Origin of the sequence: Colwellia sp. E2M01 (genome assembly GCF_018860585.1) — a bacterium.
Taxonomy (GTDB): Bacteria; Pseudomonadota; Gammaproteobacteria; order Enterobacterales; family Alteromonadaceae; genus Colwellia.
In genome coordinates this window covers 18,901-37,737 of sequence record NZ_JAHKPR010000017.1, presented here as the reverse complement: position 1 = coordinate 37,737, position 18,837 = coordinate 18,901, and the positions used below count along the sequence as shown (strand labels likewise).

Annotated in this window: 16 protein-coding genes; 2 read left to right on the top strand and 14 right to left on the bottom strand. The window is 35.6% G+C overall.

Translation table 11 applies throughout. From position 1 onward, the window contains the following. Positions 1 to 130: 130 nt before the first annotated feature. From KO502_RS17200 to KO502_RS03355, 14 genes are all read right to left on the bottom strand, one after another. Positions 131 to 523 carry an ATP-binding protein gene (locus KO502_RS17200; RefSeq protein WP_289846768.1) on the bottom strand — a complete coding sequence of 131 codons (393 nt, stop codon included), beginning with the start codon at positions 521 to 523 and terminating at the stop codon, positions 131 to 133. Then, on the bottom strand, positions 435 to 824 hold the full coding sequence (locus KO502_RS17195; RefSeq protein ID WP_354668297.1) for an ATP-binding protein: 390 nt from the start codon (positions 822 to 824) through the stop codon (positions 435 to 437). Before KO502_RS17195 ends, KO502_RS17200 begins: the two co-directional genes overlap by 89 nt. Before the next feature lie 20 nt (positions 825 to 844). Beyond that, the gene (istA, locus tag KO502_RS03410) at positions 845 to 2,338 is read right to left on the bottom strand and encodes an IS21 family transposase (protein ID WP_216021160.1); all 1,494 of its coding nucleotides are present in this window, start codon (positions 2,336 to 2,338) and stop codon (positions 845 to 847) included. A 236-nt stretch (positions 2,339 to 2,574) separates the two neighbouring features. Beyond that, the gene (locus KO502_RS03405) at positions 2,575 to 3,522 is read right to left on the bottom strand and encodes a hypothetical protein (protein WP_216021159.1); all 948 of its coding nucleotides are present in this window, start codon (positions 3,520 to 3,522) and stop codon (positions 2,575 to 2,577) included. Between the two features lie 411 nt (positions 3,523 to 3,933). Further along, a complete protein-coding gene (locus tag KO502_RS03400; RefSeq protein ID WP_216021158.1) occupies positions 3,934 to 4,521 on the bottom strand; it encodes a hypothetical protein in 588 nt (195 codons plus the stop codon). After that, positions 4,521 to 5,915, bottom strand: a complete 1,395-nt coding sequence (locus tag KO502_RS03395) for a hypothetical protein (protein ID WP_216021157.1) — start codon at positions 5,913 to 5,915, stop codon at positions 4,521 to 4,523. The genes KO502_RS03400 and KO502_RS03395 overlap by 1 nt, the downstream gene beginning before the upstream one ends. Further along, the gene (locus tag KO502_RS03390) at positions 5,902 to 8,850 is read right to left on the bottom strand and encodes a hypothetical protein (protein WP_216021156.1); all 2,949 of its coding nucleotides are present in this window, start codon (positions 8,848 to 8,850) and stop codon (positions 5,902 to 5,904) included. Before KO502_RS03390 ends, KO502_RS03395 begins: the two co-directional genes overlap by 14 nt. Continuing rightward, positions 8,834 to 9,658: a hypothetical protein gene (locus tag KO502_RS03385; protein ID WP_216021155.1), complete on the bottom strand. Its 825-nt coding sequence runs from the start codon at positions 9,656 to 9,658 to the stop codon at positions 8,834 to 8,836. Before KO502_RS03385 ends, KO502_RS03390 begins: the two co-directional genes overlap by 17 nt. Then, positions 9,651 to 10,562, bottom strand: a complete 912-nt coding sequence (locus KO502_RS03380) for a WYL domain-containing protein (protein WP_216021154.1) — start codon at positions 10,560 to 10,562, stop codon at positions 9,651 to 9,653. The genes KO502_RS03385 and KO502_RS03380 overlap by 8 nt, the downstream gene beginning before the upstream one ends. Before the next feature lie 669 nt (positions 10,563 to 11,231). Then, entirely contained in the window at positions 11,232 to 11,867 is a 636-nt protein-coding gene (locus tag KO502_RS03375) for a nucleotidyltransferase family protein (RefSeq protein WP_216021153.1), read from the bottom strand. Between the two features lies 1 nt (position 11,868). Further along, positions 11,869 to 12,897: an XdhC/CoxI family protein gene (locus tag KO502_RS03370; protein ID WP_216021152.1), complete on the bottom strand. Its 1,029-nt coding sequence runs from the start codon at positions 12,895 to 12,897 to the stop codon at positions 11,869 to 11,871. Between the two features lie 84 nt (positions 12,898 to 12,981). Then, entirely contained in the window at positions 12,982 to 14,262 is a 1,281-nt protein-coding gene (locus tag KO502_RS03365; protein ID WP_216021151.1) for a TRAP transporter large permease, read from the bottom strand. Positions 14,263 to 14,271: 9 nt separating this feature from the next. Next, positions 14,272 to 14,823 (bottom strand): TRAP transporter small permease, encoded by a 552-nt coding sequence (locus KO502_RS03360; RefSeq protein ID WP_216021150.1) that lies wholly within the window; start codon positions 14,821 to 14,823, stop codon positions 14,272 to 14,274. Continuing rightward, positions 14,798 to 15,823, bottom strand: coding sequence for a sialic acid TRAP transporter substrate-binding protein SiaP (locus KO502_RS03355; protein ID WP_216021149.1), 1,026 nt, complete (start codon positions 15,821 to 15,823; stop codon positions 14,798 to 14,800). The genes KO502_RS03360 and KO502_RS03355 overlap by 26 nt, the downstream gene beginning before the upstream one ends. A gap of 186 nt (positions 15,824 to 16,009) precedes the next feature. On the opposite strand from KO502_RS03355, the gene KO502_RS03350 reads away from it, so the two are divergent. Both KO502_RS03350 and KO502_RS03345 read left to right on the top strand, forming a co-directional pair. Then, on the top strand, positions 16,010 to 16,483 hold the full coding sequence (locus KO502_RS03350) for a (2Fe-2S)-binding protein (protein ID WP_216021148.1): 474 nt from the start codon (positions 16,010 to 16,012) through the stop codon (positions 16,481 to 16,483). Then, positions 16,483 to 18,738, top strand: coding sequence for a molybdopterin cofactor-binding domain-containing protein (locus KO502_RS03345; protein WP_216021147.1), 2,256 nt, complete (start codon positions 16,483 to 16,485; stop codon positions 18,736 to 18,738). The genes KO502_RS03350 and KO502_RS03345 overlap by 1 nt, the downstream gene beginning before the upstream one ends. Positions 18,739 to 18,837 lie beyond the last annotated feature (99 nt).

The window sequence follows — 18,837 nt, the reverse complement described above, 5'->3', positions numbered from 1 at the left end:
ATCTGACTCTGATATAGCAATAAATCACAAGATGCCAACCTTGCATGACTGACAAGGGCAAATCTTGACTTCATACATCATAATTTATCACTGTCCGGTATTAGACGTCAACTAACTTGTCCGGTCGGCGTCAATTAACTTGGCCGGTATTTAGATTTGGTTTCATTGCTTGTTTTTTACGGTAGCTTTCACCTTTTAGCTGATAGATATCATTGTGATGAACAAGTCTATCTATTGCTGCAACTGTCATCATGTTATCGCCGAATATACTGTCCCACTCACTGAACGCTTGGTTTGATGTGATCAACAAACTTCCGCGATCATATCGATGGGCAATCAGCTCAAACAAAACCTGGCTTTCGTTGTCATTCTTTTTCACGTAGCCGATATCATCCAAAATCAACAGCTCATACTTATCAAGTTTTCTTAGCGCATCATTTAAGCCTAAGATTTCTTTTGCTCGCTGTAGCTCTTGAACAATAGCTTGTGCTGGTACTGAATTTAACCCGTACGGATTTTTCAAGTAAAGCGTAACCAATAGCGCATGCTAAATGGGTTTTGCCTAATCCGCTAGCACCAAATAATAAGATGTTATGCCCTTGTCTTAGCCTGTCAATCTGATTTACTTTTTGCTTTATTTGAAGTGATGTAACACCATCAATCTCATCGAAATTATATTGATGGAGTTGTTTGCCTACCGGTAATTTGCTTTCTTTAAGTAACCTTTTCAATCGACTTTCATGCCGATGACTTGCCTCTAACTCACACAGTTCAGCAAGAAATAGCTCTGGCTCCCATTGTTCGCTAACAGCTTTTTGTGCAATCGATTCCCAAGCTTTGAATATTAGCCATGCAAGCCTCCAAGTAACGCATCGTAATCACTGATTTGATGTTGGTGAGTTACAATGTTTGGTATCATAGCTTTACTCGGGCCAAACATTTTTCGGCACATATCAATCGATATTCGTTTTCCTTGCTCATGATTTTTTAAGGTATAACGCCCAAGGGCTTGTTCGCAATTATAGTTATGAGCGAGTAACAATAGTTCAACCATATAACGGCAATCCTTATCGCTAACATGCTCAAAGGTAAGTTGTTTCCACAATAAGCTGAAATCTCCCGCTGGAATTAAGTCCTCGCGTAATTGGGAATATTTAAAGGCATTCGGTTTTTTCGCAAGTGACTGAATAACGTGCTTATAGTCGACGGCGCGTGAGCGCAGGTGACCCTGTGCATATACTCTTGGTATTGAGGCTGTTATTTCATGCCCCAGAAATAAATCAAGACGAGTATCATAAATATGAACAAGTAATCGATGACCAATCAACCTTGAAGGTACAGTATATGTGACTCGTTTTACGCTAATGGTACTGCTTGATGTAACTTTGACGTATTGCTCACTGAAATCATTGGTACGGCGCTTAGGTAACTCTCTTAGATGTTTTCGCTCTTCATCAAACCGCGTTTTGCATTGACGATTGATTTTCGCAACAATGACATCAAGAAACGATTGATACTCATTAATTGTCGCGAAATCGCGACTACCACGCAAACGCAATTGCTGATCGACTTTCTTCTTCAAATGGCTATGCGCTACTTCAATGGCACCATTTTCGTGAGCAACGCCTTTATTGTTTCGAGTTGCTACAACACCATAATGTTTGCATAGTTTTTGATAACGCTCTGTTAAGATTTCCTGTTCATAGTGGTTATTGAATGCAGCGCTTAAGCTATCGGTACGGTGTGTTTGTGGAACACCACCGCTGCGCCAAAAAGCATTCTGTAAGCCTGTAGATAGTGACTCAAAGCTTTTACCACCAAAGACGACTTGTGCATAAGTCCAGCCACTAAAGACTAATTTGTAGTGGAATAGCTTATGCTCGAATAGTGCGCCACTAATGGTGATATTAAGTTTGTTCATCCACGTATAATCGGAAATACCCATAAACCCTGGCATGTATTTTTGACGAAAGATAACTTCCTGCTCTGGCCCTTCCGATGCCAACCACTTCTTAACACGCCGTTGTAATGTGCGCAGATGGCTGCGACCAAATTTACCTGGCATAACAGTATCAAGGTGTTCTAGTAACGTAATGGGTTGGAGCTCTGGCTCGTCTTTAAGTAAAGGCACTAAATGATCTTCAAATGCACCATTAAATGGATCTTTACGAGTCCGATAAGCTCTAGGCTGCTTAGTTGTTGAATGTTGTCCAGATTCGATGCGTCTGGCGGTACGCTCTGACATACCTGCTTGGGCAGCGGCTGTTGCTTGTTTTTGATCCTTACGATAAGACATATATAAATTAACCTGTTGTTTGGTTATGGGTTTTCCAGACATATCTTTCTCTGTTGAATTTGATATATCTGAAGTGTACCAAAACCGGTCAACCTAATTGTCGCGAACCGGCCAAGCTAATTGTCGCCTAATACATGACTTTACAAGCTCATTTTGACCTAAATATTCTCTGTATTAGCTATAACAACATAGTTGTCAAAATTAACTAAAATCATCGTTAAGGTAATTGATCCTAAGTTACTTTTTAATGTTATAAGAAATAAGTTTGAAATACGTGCTTATTGTTCTTTAGTAGTTAACGGAAAGTGTTCCGATAACTCGTTAAGTAGCTGTAGTTTAAACTTATCGATATAAGGTAAAAGTACTTCTTTTAGGGTTGATTCTGGTTTTAGGTACTTATTAATACAGCTTTCAAAATTTCTAAGCTCAAATTTTTGAGCCATTTTTTGATTGCTTATAATGATGTTTTGGTAATATGCCTTTCTATCATCAACCGTATCTTGAATAACTATAAATGGTTCAGCAGATACCTGATATTGTTTAAAAGAATCGACTAACTCATTTCGCAGTAATCGATTTACCTCTTGATAGTGCCTTAGTAAATCATCTTTGCCATTAACGTGAGTAATCATTTCATGAGACAGTTCATCCTGCTCTTCTTTACTTGGGTGCAAGTTGTACTCATGAGGGATATATTGTTGAATAAGTTCACTACCTAACTCATCTAGCTCCCAATACAGTTCATCATCTAATGAACGCAATGTTGCATATACTAATTGGCTATTTGCTTTAATGTACCTAATCCAATAACTACATCTGAATGTATAAGGTGACACTTGTCGTTCAGCTTCATAGTCTGCGAATACTTGCTGTTGATATTGATAGTCGTAATAACAATAATCGTTCAATGTTTTTGACCGCTCAATATCTTCACGCATGCAAGCTTCATTAAAATAAAAGTGCTGCTTCCCCACACCTACAAAAAATAAATAATATAAATTAACCCTATCTTGCTCTTCATTAGATATGTCAATAGTTTCATCGTACGACTTAGAGAACAACGTTTGATAAATAGCATTTTTTAGTGAGTCCGTTGTTTCAAATATCCAATCAAGTCTTGCTTCTTCAGGAATAGCACTTAATTTTCCCTTGATATATCGTTCTATGCCTAAAATTCTCGCAATATGCGAAATAACATCTTCAGATAAGTGTGATTGTCTAATCAACGTTATGTCCTCTTGATAATTAACAGTAACTGGTAAGAAATATATATCTACAGATTGCAAAATAAGCTTAAATATTTGAGCGGACAGTTTACTTAAAATTAGAAATTGTTAATAGTATGTGCAAATTTATCCGCTAACCTTTGTATAATTTTTTAACGGTTCTATATCAACTGATTTAAAGCTGCTATTTTAAATCTTACTACGAGTTTACTTGCTTGATTAAATAACGTTTTAAACGTGCTAATAACATTTCTAGTATCTTCCTGTAACTCAAATTTTTTAGGTAATTGATTGCAAACTCCCTTAAATAGGGCAACTTCCATTGTCACTCAAGATTTTTATGCCACCACAGTTCAACAAGCTGTGGCATTCCTCATTATTTTAATGATTAAGAGCTTTATGATGAACAATTCATTTATTAACAAACTCAGTATGTGCTTCTATTAACCTGGTTAAAAAAGTCATCGCAGCTTTACTTAATATATATTGGTCTTTTGACATCTTAAAAATTAAACTTCGACTAGATAAATATTCGAGAGCTTTATCCCAATTTTCCAGTCTCAGCGCTTTTAAAGAACTTGCTAACATATGATCTTGCTTTAATGCATCAACGTCACTTTCTTTAAGCCCAAACATTGGATCTTCGAGCTGAGCCAAATCTCCAACAGTAGAATAATACCTTCCAACAAAAAGTAGAATCGCTTGAATTTTCATTGCATTATCATCAGATTCATCATTACTACTATCACGAAGATCTTGAGTGGAAAAGAAGTCTCCCTCTTCATCAAACTTCAATTCATACCCCATGTGCTTAAAGAACAATTTAAAGTGTTTAATCTTGTTGAATACCAAGGTAAATAAATCGTCATCAACTAGACACCCTTGGATCTCATCATAGCGTTGTTTATTTAGCACTTTACCTTGAGAAAAGTGACGATAAATTGCCGTACTTTTGGTGTAAGGAATTTCATCAAAGCTATAAACCACTGTACTTTCCATCAATTGCTCTCCTTCAATACAGCAACTCGATATATATAATATTTATTATCCTGCTGAATAAACGCTTTCTTGTTAGTTTTTATAAGTTGTTTTCCATCAACTGTTTTCTTCATGAAATGAACAACTGCATTAATTAAATCGACAAAATGATAATTTGGTAAAAAGTTTTGGAGCCTATAATGCAATGTTGCAATAACATCCTTGGACTCTCTCAGAGATAACTTTTCTATTAGCTGATATATCTCTCTAGCTCTCTCTATACGTTCCTTGGATGTAAATGAAACGACTGCTTGTCCTTCAGCCTTAATATTTTCATTTGAAAGCAACAGTTGATCTTCAATTCTATATTGCAGATCGGTAAAAATGTTATAAAAATAAGATGTATTATTTTCAATTTTCAAAACCTTAGGCCGAGGAATTCGCTTTACATTCAGCATAAATGGAACTTCATTAGCGAATGAATTGTCTATTTTTGTTCGGTTAACTCTGCCGTCTAAAGTATCTTCATATTTTTGCTTAAATCGTTCAAAATGCCATTCCATTGCGTTGAACTGGGCAAGACTCTTTTGGGTTTTCCGAATGAATCCATTTATCTGATTTGAAACATCTTTTAGTGGATTAATAATGTTTGAAAAGCTTAGACCATAACGAAATACTTGGTCTGAAAGTTCGTGTTTGTCGTGAGAGTCAAAGAGTACTTTTATCGAATTGATTGTCGCGAGTAGATTATCACCATCCACTAACTTTACATCCGGATTAACAAAACGCTGAGTAGGTAATATATGCCTTTCATATAAACGAGAGACATCATCCAAAACCTTTTGCCTATACTCAACAAAATCAATACCATTCTTACTTACTTCGAATGATAGCTTTTCTAAATCACTATTTATGTTTTGCATTCTTACTAAGTTACGCTTAAGTAAATCAAGCAAACTACCCAACTTATGAAATAACTCCTCAACAAGTTCAGTGTAATCTGGATCTAACTGGCTAAAACTACAACCATCGGCCAATAGCTTTTTTTGAATATGCCAAAATGATGCTAGTTCAGACTTTAACCTTGCATCTGTCAGTTCTTGATATAATGATGTCTCACATAACCTAAAAATAGAAACTACTGATTCTTGAAACATCATTCGGTTAACATTATCAACCTGATCTTGGTCAGCCACTATATGTGAATTAGTTAAGTTCTCAGTAGAATAAGCTATTTTAAAACGCTGTTGTTCGGTTTTATCTAAAAGCTTTATGTCTTCTAAAACAGTTAATGCAACAGCCGCTTCACTGACAAACCTTTCATTTTGGCTATCCATCTGTTTAATTAAATTAAACATAACGTTAGGTCTTTCTAGCATTATTTTTAATGTTTGAATGGCGCTAAATTGTTTCATCAACACCTTCCAACAAATCAATTTGATCGTCACTTATGTATGAATCAAACTCTTCCTCATTATAGAAAGCTTGTGGTCCCCCCCATACAACTCGTGTTCGCTCCGCTGTGTATGGTTTGGCTGTTTTCAATGCATCAACATCGTAGTGATGACCAATCATATGTACAAGTTCAGCACCAGAGCTATGTGTTCCAGCGGTAAAAAGAAAAAAACCGCTATCTTTGATATCTCTTAACAACCACTCATACTGATTGACGTTGATGTTTGCCGCCTCATCCATAATAACAGGTAACTTAACTAAGCAACTGTCAGCACGTAATTTTGCCAACAAAATCCGAACAAGTTTAAGATTGATTAATGCAGTTGTAGATGTCGATTGCTGTTTAGTTTGCCAGCTTTCATGTCCTTCTTTTTTTACTCTATAACTGACCTTTTTAATTACATCAGACATAACCAACTTGTTGCGTTCACCATCTTTAAAAAACGCATCACTAAAAGCCTGTAACCTCAAATAGAACTGTTCAGATAGTGTGTTTTCACTAAATTCATTGTAGCTTTTGTGTATTTCAGCGATAAGGTTTTTGAATCTCTCATCAATATGAATAGATACTTCTATTTCAGTTAAATCGTTAACGGAAATACCTTTAAATGAACGATTTAGCTGGTTTTCAAATCTATTAATGTGTTCAAAGTTCTTATCTAAAATGTCAACGTAGTTACTAACACTTTCATTATGAGATTTTGTTTTTGTTCTAAGTAATAGACGCTGTCCCTCAAGTTCATCGTAAACCTGTGTTAGGTTGATATAAGATTGATGAATGATGCTAGGAATAGGACTTGGTTTAAATAGTTCAGTATCAACATCAATAAATTCGGCTCTAGCAAACTCTCGTAAACTATCTATTATTTCCAACCTTAAAACTTCTACCTGCTGTAAACCGTTTTGAAGCGAAGATAAGTATTCACCTGTTAACTCTGAGCTATTTGAAAAGGTACTTTGTTTCTCAAGTTGCCTTTGAATTTTAGAGTAAGCCTGCTTAGTTCCATTGGCATAGCTTCTAAGTTCCAGTAGCCTAGCTTGCTCCTTACTTAAAGAGCCTTGCTTTAACTTTTCTGAATCCAGTTGTTTTGCAAGGTCACTTTGTTGTTCAATGAGTTTATCAGTGGTTGGCGAAAGGTTATCTATTTGCGATTGTGCTTCATTTTTCTGAGAGTAGTACACTTTCAAAGTAACTCTTCTTTCTTCAAGCTGTGAAATCAACTCCTTAATTCTTTTGGATTCGTTCAACTCTTTAGTGTGATCCTGAAGTTTTTTCTCAGTAGTTAAAGAACTTTCCGAACCTAAGTTCTCAAGCGTTTTTTTCTCGGTCTTATCGGCGAGAATTTCAGAGCTAATATTATCTAACTCTTTTTGTAAATCTCGTGCCACATGCGTTGTGGACTTATTGAATTGTTGCCCCCAAAAATTGTATGAATATCCTTGGTCAATAAACAGTTTTTGAAAATTATCAATTGCTATACGCTCATCTTCAGAAACTTCTCTACCCGGATTTGCAAAAAGCAGTTCGTTATTGATGGAATTCAAAAAAGTTAATGTTTCACGAGGTAATTGTTGCTTTATTGAAAATTGAAAGTTCTCAATTTGTTGACTTAACTGCTTAGCTTTAAGCTCATTTTGCTCTATTTGATATTGAAGCTTTTCAATTCTTACTCGCCTTGCATCAACATCATTAATCGCTTGTATTTTTTCGCCAACTTTAGAAATATCTTCTTCTAAAATTTCCATTACCTCTTCAAGCGTATTATCACCATAATAAGAAAGCTCTGTCTCTCCTTTGGATATACTCGTTTGAACTTGAGAGATTTTTTTATCAATATCCTTAATTATTTTTTTTGCAGCAAAAAGGTTTTGATTATTGTTTTTTACTTGTTCAGCAATTGGAGATAACTCCAAGTTTATGCTTTTAACTGTATCTGCTATTAGATTTACCGCTTTGTTTGTGTCATCTATCGCACCGTTAAGATAAAGATAAAAATTTACGAAACGACTCTCTATTTCTGATAGCTCACTATATCTCGTAAAGTTACTAACTAATTTACTAAATTCATCAGTTTTGTTTTCTATATCAATTAGCTTTTGTTCTTCTTGTTTAAGCAAGTCATGCGTAGACATAAAAGACTGAATATCAAAATTTAACGCATCTGTTGTTTCTTTCTTTTCAGCTTCAACGATATTTGCAACAGCTTTGGCAACTCCTTCATTCGACGTTTCCATATCAAACAGCATTAATATTAATGCCCTAAGAGATTCAATATTTTCTTCTGTCGCTTCATTTAGTGGGAAAAGGCTGTAGCGCATTGCTACATCTGAAAGTATATCTCTTGCGTACATAAGATCTTTCAATTTTTGAGGATCTCTTACTGATATACAGTGTTTATCTTTACCTTTAATTTTTGCAAAAATATCTTGAGTGGAAAGCTTATCTACTCGCGAACCAATATGGTGCTCATCATCATCTTCCACTTGCCAGAATAAATGCTGAATATCACTATAAGCCAGAGTAGTAAATATTCTTTCAAATGAAAGGTTTTTCCCTCTATTAAGTATCTGACAGTGAGTATATTTTTTACCGCCAATAACTTTTTCGACTTCAATAATTAAATGAGAGTACTTACTAGGAAAATAATGCCCAAATGACTCATTTTTATCATATTCGTAACCATTTGAACTTTTAAAATTGAATTTATCTTTCGCTTTATTGAAGTTAACTTCTGGCAATAAAAATAAGCGAATACAGTTAAGTAAACTTGATTTACCAACATTACCTTCGCCTAATAATATTGTATGTTTATCTAGCTCTATTTCTGAGTAACAAAAACCCGCAGAGTCCACTAAAACTAGCTTTTTCAGGACAAAATTAAATTGCTGAGACATTATTTATTTCCTTATTAAAAGCTAAAATAGCTTCTTGTTCCATAAAACCTTTCTGAGATAAAAATATCTCTTTGAGCTTGTCTAAACCAAGCTCTTCCGCTATATCTATAGTCTTTAAATATTGATTGTCATCTTTTGGCTTTTTAATAAAAAAGCTATCTAAATTATCAGAAGTAGGTTCTAAGAATTTAGCTTTGTCGCCTACCATGTTTTTTAAAGCCTTATATATCTTCAACCCTCCGTAATCATAATCAAAAAAACATAGAACGGTATCGTATTGAGTCAAAAAGCATTGATTGTAACTATTAGCAATTTGATTACCTGAGCCAAAAACCAAGTCAGTATTTTCAAATGACAAAGACATTGAAAAAGCTTCATTTATCTTAGAAAGCAAAAAATCTTTAGCAAAAAAAAGCTCAGAATTCTCTATAATGGTTAAATGCTTTTTAGGTTGAAACTTAAAATGAGCCGCATTATCAACACATACAATAGTATCAGGGGTTACATCATTGGATAATTGATGATAAACAAATAAATAGCTGGTTGATGTCTTTATTTTATGCGAATCACCATGAAGCGCAGCTGCAACTCTGTCTTCTGGCTCTATCGTTAATTGACGTATACGTTCAATTATATTTTCACTAGATAACTCAACTATCGCAGCGCCTTTTTTTTGAAAACTGACCAACGCTTTATCACGTATATCTTGTTGGAGGTCTTCAGGCAATAATGATAAGAAAACACTGTAATTAAGTGCCTTACCATTTTGTATCTTGTCAAAGTACTTTAAAATTCTTTTATCAAACATTCATTACACCCATAGAATCTTTCGCCTCCTGATAACCAGGAGCAATAGCCAAGTTTTCAGCACCATCTAAAGTTTGTAAATTCCGGAGCCAAAGTTGATATTCCCCTCCAGAAAGCTCTGCATTAGATGTACAATCAACATTCCAACGCCTAAGTAAATATCCCGCTAATGCAGCCCTAACATTCAACTCTAACACACCATTTACCATGCCATAATCCATAGATATAGCCATTGGGTGCTTAACATTATTAGGGTGCGCCATAAGTTGCAAAGGCATCATTCTCATCCACTGATGATCTTCCTGTTTGGTCTCATGAGGTTCAATATTTTGAGATTTAAGAATTACCTCACCAACTCGAGTTAAAACAAAGTCTCTAAAAGACTTAGATTTACGATCATAAGCCCGAACATGCCACCGTAGTCCATTATCAATAATTGAGTGAGGAACTATCTCTCTAGTCTTAGAACCACTGCTTAATGATGTATAAATAATACTTATGGATTTTTTATTTAGAACTGCCTGAACTAGCCTAGCGACAATAAAAATATCAGGGACATTCAACTGACTAGGTGATTCCACAGGGAGTGTAATATCACCTATAGCATCAAACCCATCGGTTATATTGTTTGCTAGTTTGACAAGGGTCTTTTGAGCATCATGCTTAAAGAGTGGCTTGAAATTTTTTGTTTGATAGTATTGTTTACTAGGATTATCTAGCTCAGCATTATCTGGAGCTAGCTTTTTATATAATGAAATATCACGAGTAGCATTTGCCATCCCCATCTCAAATTTAGAGGTCAAATCAACTCGGCTAAAATACCCTCTAAACATAAGCAAAAAATCAATATAAGCGAGCCTTTGCTTTTGTGCAAAGCCAACATTCACATCATCCAATGCAATCATAATACAGCCACCAACATAATCATTTTGATTACATCTTATTTTGTTATTGGATAGATTGTCAATTGAGAGTCAAAATTAATGAATTTACAATGTGTACAGAGTCATTGATTTCATTTGAATAGCTCGTTGCATTTTAAGTAAAGTAGACACAATATATTTAAGGTCGTATAATGATCTAGAAGAAAATAATTAATAGTTAAATTCTGTGACAATTTACAAATCAACCGAATACACATGTAGGAAATAGCTGTCACACGCAGAAGACACTAAAAAACCAAAAATCAACCACTTACAAAAACAAGATACATTTATGTACATTAAAATAAGTCTATATCTTGTTAAAATTTAAGGCTCATAACCCGAAGGTCGTAGGTTCAAATCCTGCTCCCGCAACCAATTTATTTTTTTATTTATTTTAAAATAAAAACTACTTCTTAGTAAATTTTTTAATTCTCTTTTCTCATCAAACGATAAAAATAGCAAAAAAATAACTTATTGATTAAATTATTACGTCACGATATTGTCGTGTCATTTCACATCGATAATTCAAAATATATAAAGCAATACTATTGCTTCGGCAATTTATAACGAGACATCCTCGTTATTAATAGTAAATTTGATCATAGGAAACTCTCTTATTTCATTACCTTAATGGGCAGTTTTAACTGCTTATAAATTATTCCAACGTAGTAAATCTTCTTGTGTATCAATATCAAAAGATGCATTTAGCATTGGTATTTTTATTAATTGTTGCTGATTAGTTTGTAAAACCGCTTTAGCGCCTTTATCTCCAGATAAAGTTTGTAATTTGGTAAAGTAATGGTGAGGGAATATTGCTGGTGCGCTAATGCCATCTGCTGTTTCTGCACAAATCATGTGTGCTGGAAATTCCTCTACTTTTTGCAATAAGGTTAAATAGTCATTTATTTCTAGCGCGACCTGATCGCCTAAAGTAAATAAGATATGCGTAGTCAATGGGTCATTTTTTAGGATCATCGCTACCGATTGTGCAATTGTATAGCCCATACCTTGATAAGCTTGGTCACAATAATGCAACGGTTGAGATATTTGCTCAGCTATTTGCCTATGACTTTCTCCTGTAGCAACATAAAGGTGATCTGTAGGTATTTCTTCTATAGTTAAAGCTCGCGTAACGGTATTGATAGATTGTTGTAATAACAGTATTGGCGAATTATCACGGTGAACTAAACTCAATTGTTTAATGCCATTAAACCTAACGCTATTACCACCAGCAAGAATAACAATTTTTATATTTATCGAATCAATATCATTAGCTAATAACATGTTAAACCACCTGAGTTAATGTTTGCCCACTTTTACCTTCAAGCACAGCATGTGCCTCAGATAAAATAGACAAAGCGATAGATTCAGGTAAGTCACCACCTATATTCAACCCAACTGGGTTTGATAAACCTCTTGTTAATTGTTGGTAGGTTAACCCTGCAGCATGTAAGACTTTTTCGGTGCGATGAGTCGGTCCTAATAACCCTACAAATTTAGCGTCGCACCCTTGAATAAGATTTAAAGCTTTAGCGTCTAATTTAACATTGTGAGTCATAATTACGATAACATCGGCATTAACTAAATAGGTTTCGTTACTTAACGAGTTAATTGGTTGATGTACAATTTTATCGGCTCCTGAAAAGTGTGTTCCCCGAGCATAATTAACACGCTCATCAATAACCGTTACATCCCAACCTAATATTTTGGCCATGTTAACCACGGGAACCGCATCTAGCCCGCCACCAAAAATAACGAGGCAAGGTGCCGGCTTAATAAGATGAACAAACTCATTGTCAGTTGTTGGTGGTAGTTTTTCTTCTATTTTTAGTTCTAAGTCTAGCTCTAAATCAAGAGCTAATGCTTTTTTATCAAATAGGGTAAGTGTATTGTCGGGGATATTTTCATTTATAACTTGACGGTAAACACAACTTTTCTTTGCCAGTAAATTAGTCTGTAGTACTTCTAAATTGAGCCAATTAGACTTTTCTGTGATAGGTTGTAATAGTATTTTAACCATACCACCACAACCAATACCCAGTTGCCAGCTTAAATCATCTTCATCACGCATGTCGTAACAAACAATAGAGTTATTACCTGTATCTAAGCACTTTCTTGCTTTCAGCATAATATCGGCTTCTAAACAGCCACCGCTGAGCAAGCCAAAATACTGACCAAGACTATTGATAAACATCATTGCGCCTTGCTTACGATAAGACGATCCGTCTGTTTCAATAACTGTTGCTAATACCCACTCTACACTAGATTTTTGTGGCTGCCACGTGGCAAGTAATTGCTCTAATCTATTACTCATTTAATTCAACTATTCATTAAAATATTTATCTGCTTACACCAACAAAACTATTTGTTGGTGTAAGCTTCAAACGATTATAGCGATTTAACGATATAGTAATGTGGGTAACCACATAGACAATTCAGGAATAAAAGTCACTAACATCAACACCACCACTAACGGAATTAAAAATGGAATGGTCGCTTTTGTACAGTCTTCAAAAGGTACTTTAGTTACCCTAGATAACACATAAAGCACCATACCCACTGGAGGGGTTAATAAACCAATCATTAAATTAAGTACCATCACTACACCAAAGTGAACGGGATCAATACCTAAGCCAACTGCTATAGGTAGTAATACAGGAGTTAAAATAGTAATAGCCGCGATTGTTTCCATAAAACAACCAACCACAAATAGAATCAAGGTCATTAATAATAAAATAACTATCTTATTGTCGGTTATTGTTAACATCCACGCGGTAAAATCCTCGGTTACACGCTGGCTAGTTAACACCCAGGAAAATATTGCAGCACCGGCAATAATTAATAAAATGATACTGCTGGTTTCAATAGTTTCCATACTTACTTTAACAAGTTTCTGCCAATTGAGGCTCCGGTAAACTAACGAGCCCAGAATTAAGGCATACACCGTTGCGGCAATGGCAGCTTCCGTAGCCGTAAAAATACCAAATAAAATACCGCCAATAATAATAACCGGCGTCATTAATGATAGAAAGGCTCTTTTAAATGTTGAGCCTAAACGCGGTACACTAAACCCTGCATCTTTAGGGTAATTTCTTTTTTTCGAGTAATAAGCCACCATCACCATTAAGGCAATAGCCATTAATAAACCTGGAATAAAGCCAGCAGCAAATAACTGCCCTATAGAGGCAGAAGCCATTACGCCATAAATAATCATTGGTAAGCTAGGTGGAATAATAGGCCCTATCGTTGAAGACGCGGCAGTTACCCCAACAGAAAATCCTGCGTCATAACCTTTTTTACGCATCGCTTTAACTTCAATTGCTCCCAAACCACCAGCATCGGCAACCGCAGCACCAGACATTCCCGAAAACATAATAGATGCACAAATATTTACATGGCCTAACCCGCCACGCATCCAGCCTACTAATGCATTGGCAAAATCAAAAATACGATGAGTGATACCAGATGAATTCATTAGAGCACCCGCTAAAACGAAAAATGGTATAGATAACAACGGAAAACTATCCATGCCGCCAACCATTCGATGTAAAACGACTAACTCTGGAACTTGACCATCAAACATAATAGCTAATAAAGATGCCCCCGCTAATGCAAAAGCAACAGGGAATCCCAAAATAATCATGATCAATAATGAAACGAATAAAACTGTAATAACCATAATAATACCCTATGCTTTTCTTTGTGGTGTCGTTAGAAGTAGCTGTCGGTGAGTCACGAGATATTGACAGCTACGAAATAACATAATTAATAAGCTACCTAAAATAATGCCATACAAAACACTAATCGATAATGGTAATGATGCCATTTTATGGATCTGAAGCAGCGGGATAATTTGGTAACAAAAAAAAGCTAAGCTTGCGATAAACACGACATTAAAGACAGCAATGAGAAAAAAAACAATTTTTGAAATTTTTTCCGGCAACCATCGATGAAACAAGCTCACAAAAATATGGCTATTATTACGGATACCAATACAGCTACCGAGAAAACCTAAACAGACGAGTTGATAGCGAGCTGTTTCTTCGGTCCAACCTAATGGTGCAGAAAAAACATAGCGGCTAACAAATTGTGAAAATACCGTTAACGCTAATAACCAAAATAAAATAAAGCTCAACCAGTCTTCAATTTTATAATCCGCATAATTAAAAGTTTCATCCTCCTCAAAGTTGAAGTCATCTTCAGATGTCCCCTCATTATTGGATGTTTTGTAATCTGTCATAAAATGTAGCCCCTAATGCTTGTTTAACGTTTTGATGAGAAGGAAGAACTTTTTCCCTAAATAAACCACGGTCTACCGATATAACAGTAACGCCTTGCGCTTCAAACCATTGTTGTAATGCTAACTCTGCTTGACGAGTATCTTCAGAAACTCCTAAAGCAGCTCTTTTAAATACGTCAGTGAAAATAGCTTTATCTTTTGGTGTTAATGATGACCATAACTTGTCATTAGTCACAGTTAATACCGAGCCTTGCAAATGACCCGTTAAATTAATGTATTTTTGTACTTCATAAAACTTTTTAGCTTTTATGGTAGGTAATGGATTTTCTTGTGCGTCAACAACCCCTTGTTGTAAAGCAAGATAAACTTCCGAGAAAGCAATCGGGCTTGGATTTGCACCAACAGCTAAAGGAAACATTTTATAAATAGACGCATTAGGGACTCGCAACTTTAAATCAATCATGTCATCAGGTGTGCGTATTGGTTTACTTGAAGTGACATGACGTTGGCCATAATAGTTATTGCCGACTACTTGATTACCCATTGACGCGTTTTTGTAACCTAACGCGATATCATCGAACAGCGCACTTTTATTAAAATTTTGCCAATGCTGATAATCACGAAATATATAAGGTAATTCAGACAGTGTCATTGGCGGGTAAGTTTGACCCGCAAAACTAGTGCCTGTGTAGATAATATCAACGGTGCCTAAACTCAAGCTTTGATTTATTTCACCTTCTTTACCCATAATAGAGGAAGGAAAAACATTAATAACATAACGGCCGTTGGTTTCTTTTTCTATTTCTTTTGCCGCCCATTTAGCCCATAAATGCAAGGGCTCTGATAATTCATATACATGCGCCCAAGTTAAATGTTTTACTTTTTCATCTGCCAGAGCAGTTTGATTAAAGAAAACCGACAACAAGAAATAAGGAATCAACTTAATAGGTAAGTTAGACCTAATTTTATTAGTAAACGAAATAAGATTAAAAAGAGACATATTTAAGTAAGTTTTATTATTTTGTGATTTATTTGAACATACTGTTACTAAATCAACAATAAATCAACAATAAATAGTTAACAATTAACTAAATTCGCGTTATTGTTCATATCAACCTGAATTATGTCTAGTATAGAATTCATACGACATTATTTTTTTATTACTTTGTAAATGAGAAAAACAACCATGTTAGAGCTAAATATTAATAACGAAATACATCAGGTAGATGCTCCTGATAACATGCCGATACTATGGGTGTTACGTGATCTATTAAATAAAAAAGGCACTAAGTTTGGTTGTGGCATTGGTCAATGTGGTGCATGTACTGTGCATATAAATGGTCAAGCCATGCGTGCTTGTATTACACCAGTTGTTGTAGCCAAAAATGCTAAAATAACCACTATTGAAGGTGTTGATGAAAAAGGTCAACACCCCATTCAAATCGCTTGGAAAGAAAATAATGTTCCGCAGTGTGGTTATTGTCAATCTGGACAAATAATGAGTGCATTAACATTATTAGAAACCAATAAAAATCCGAGTGATGATGATATTAATAATCATATGTCAGGAAATATCTGTCGTTGCGGTACTTATCCAAGAATTAAGCAAGCGATCAAACAAGCTGCTGCAGTATTAGCTAATAATGAAGGAGATAAATAATGAATCCATTAAAGTTATCTCGTCGTGATTTTTTAACTTACGCAGGTATTAGTAGCAGTGGTTTATTACTTGGTTGTAGTTCAATAATATCAAACTCATCAAAAGTTAAGATTTTACCGCCTGAAAATAATGCGACTCAACAGCTGAATATTTTTGTTGCCATCAAGCCAGATAACTCAATTGAGATAGTAAGTCATCGTTCTGAAATGGGGCAAGGCTCTAAAACCGGTATCCCACAAATAGTCGCTGATGAATTAGAATGCTCATGGGATAATGTGCACGTTATTCAAGGTAAAGGTAATAAGGAGTACGGTGATCAAAACACCGATGGCTCAAGCAGCATACGTAAATTTTACGATAAATTAAGAGAAATGGGTGCCTCTGCACGTACTATGCTAGAACAAGCCGCCGCTGATTACTGGAAAATATCAATCGACGATGTTTATGCTAAAGACAATAAAGTATTTAATAAAATAACCGGAAATTCGGTGAGTTATGGTGATCTTGCTGAACTGGCAAGTAAGCAACCCGTACCGGATATTAAAACACTAAATTATAAGTCGGCAGACAATTTCAAATACATTGGTAAATCAGTACCTATCGTTGATTTAGACGACATTCTTACAGGTAAAACCGTTTATGGTATTGATGTTGACTTACCTGATATGTTAATTGCCTCTATTGAACGATGTCCGGTATTGCATGGACAAGTTAAATCTTTTGATGCAACCGAAGCGTTAAAAGTACCTGGTGTAGTTGAAGTAATTCAAATGCCACCAACGCCAGAAACCGTTGTTTATTCACCTTTAGCTGGTGTAGCGGTTTTAGCGACGAATACTTGGGCTGCACAAGAGGGTCGTAAAGCTTTATTAGTTGAGTGGGATCTAGGTAAGAATAAAGAGCATGATTCAACAATAGCTTTTACTACGTTTAAAGATAATTTAGCCAATAAACCTCAACGCGTTGCTGGTCGTGGCGATGTTGTTAAAGGTTTTTCAGAGGCGAGTAAAGTTATTGAAGCACAATACCAACTCCCTTACCTAGCTCATGCACCAATGGAACCTCCTATGGCAACGGCGTGGTTTCATGATGGTATTTGTGACGTATGGGCATGTGTGCAAGATCCACAATCAGTGATGGCCAACGCCGCATCAATGACTAAGCTACCAGTAGACATATTTAATGTACAACCGACTTTATTAGGGGGGGCTTTTGGTCGTAAATCTAAAACCGATTTTGCTAATGAAGCAGTTTATTTAGCTAATATAACTAAAAAACCCGTGAAAGTTGTGTGGAGTCGAGAAGATGACGTTCGGTCAGGGTATTATCATGCTGGTGCCGTGCAAACATTAAAAGCGGGTTTAAATAATAAAAATGAGATAACAACTTGGGCACAAAAAGCCGCTTACCCAACCATTGCTTCCACATTTAATAGTAAAAAGAATACACCACAAGATTTTGAATTAAGTCTAGGTTTTGGTGATCTCCCCTACGATATTGATAATATATTAATGGAAAAGGCAGAAGCCGAAACGCCAGTAAGGATTGGTTGGATGCGTTCAGTCTGTAATATCCAGCATGCCTTTGCGTTAAACTGTTTTGTTGATGAAGTTGCTCATGCCGCTAACGTACCTACTGATCAAATGATATTAAAAACATTAGGTAAAGACAGAGATCTTGATCCTAAAGAAGCATTCGATTTTAACTTTACCAACTATGATGAGAAACTTGAACGCCATCCTTATTCTGTTGCTCGCTATCGTGGTGTCCTAGAAGCATTGCTGGCTAAGACACCGATTGATGAAACCTTACCTAAAGGTCAAGGTTGGGGCATTGCAGTACACCGTAGCTTTGTTAGCTATGTTGCAGTAGCAACAAAAGTAGAAGTGATTAATCAACGATTAACCGTTAAAGAAATTCATACCGCTATTGACTGTGGTTTAGCAATCAATCCAGATCGTATTAAATCACAAATGGAAGGCGCGATGATATTTGGTATGTCGATCGCTTTAATGGGTAAAATCAATATTAAAAAAGGTGCCGTTGTGCAATCTAACTTCCATGATTATCCAGTAACTCGTATGAACCAAACCCCCGTAATTGTTGTTCACTTAGTGAATCCGAAAAATAATGCGCCGGGGGGCGTTGGTGAGCCAGGTGTACCACCGGTAGCACCAAGTATTGTTAATGCCGTATTTGCAGCAACTGGCGAGCGATATCGTGAACTTCCGTTAAATCAATACTTAACGATTTAAAACACTTAACATTAATCGGCATTACCTTAAGTTTTTGTATCTATTCATTTTAGTAGACTAAAGCAGATGAAAAAATTAAGGTTATACCAATTCCGATAA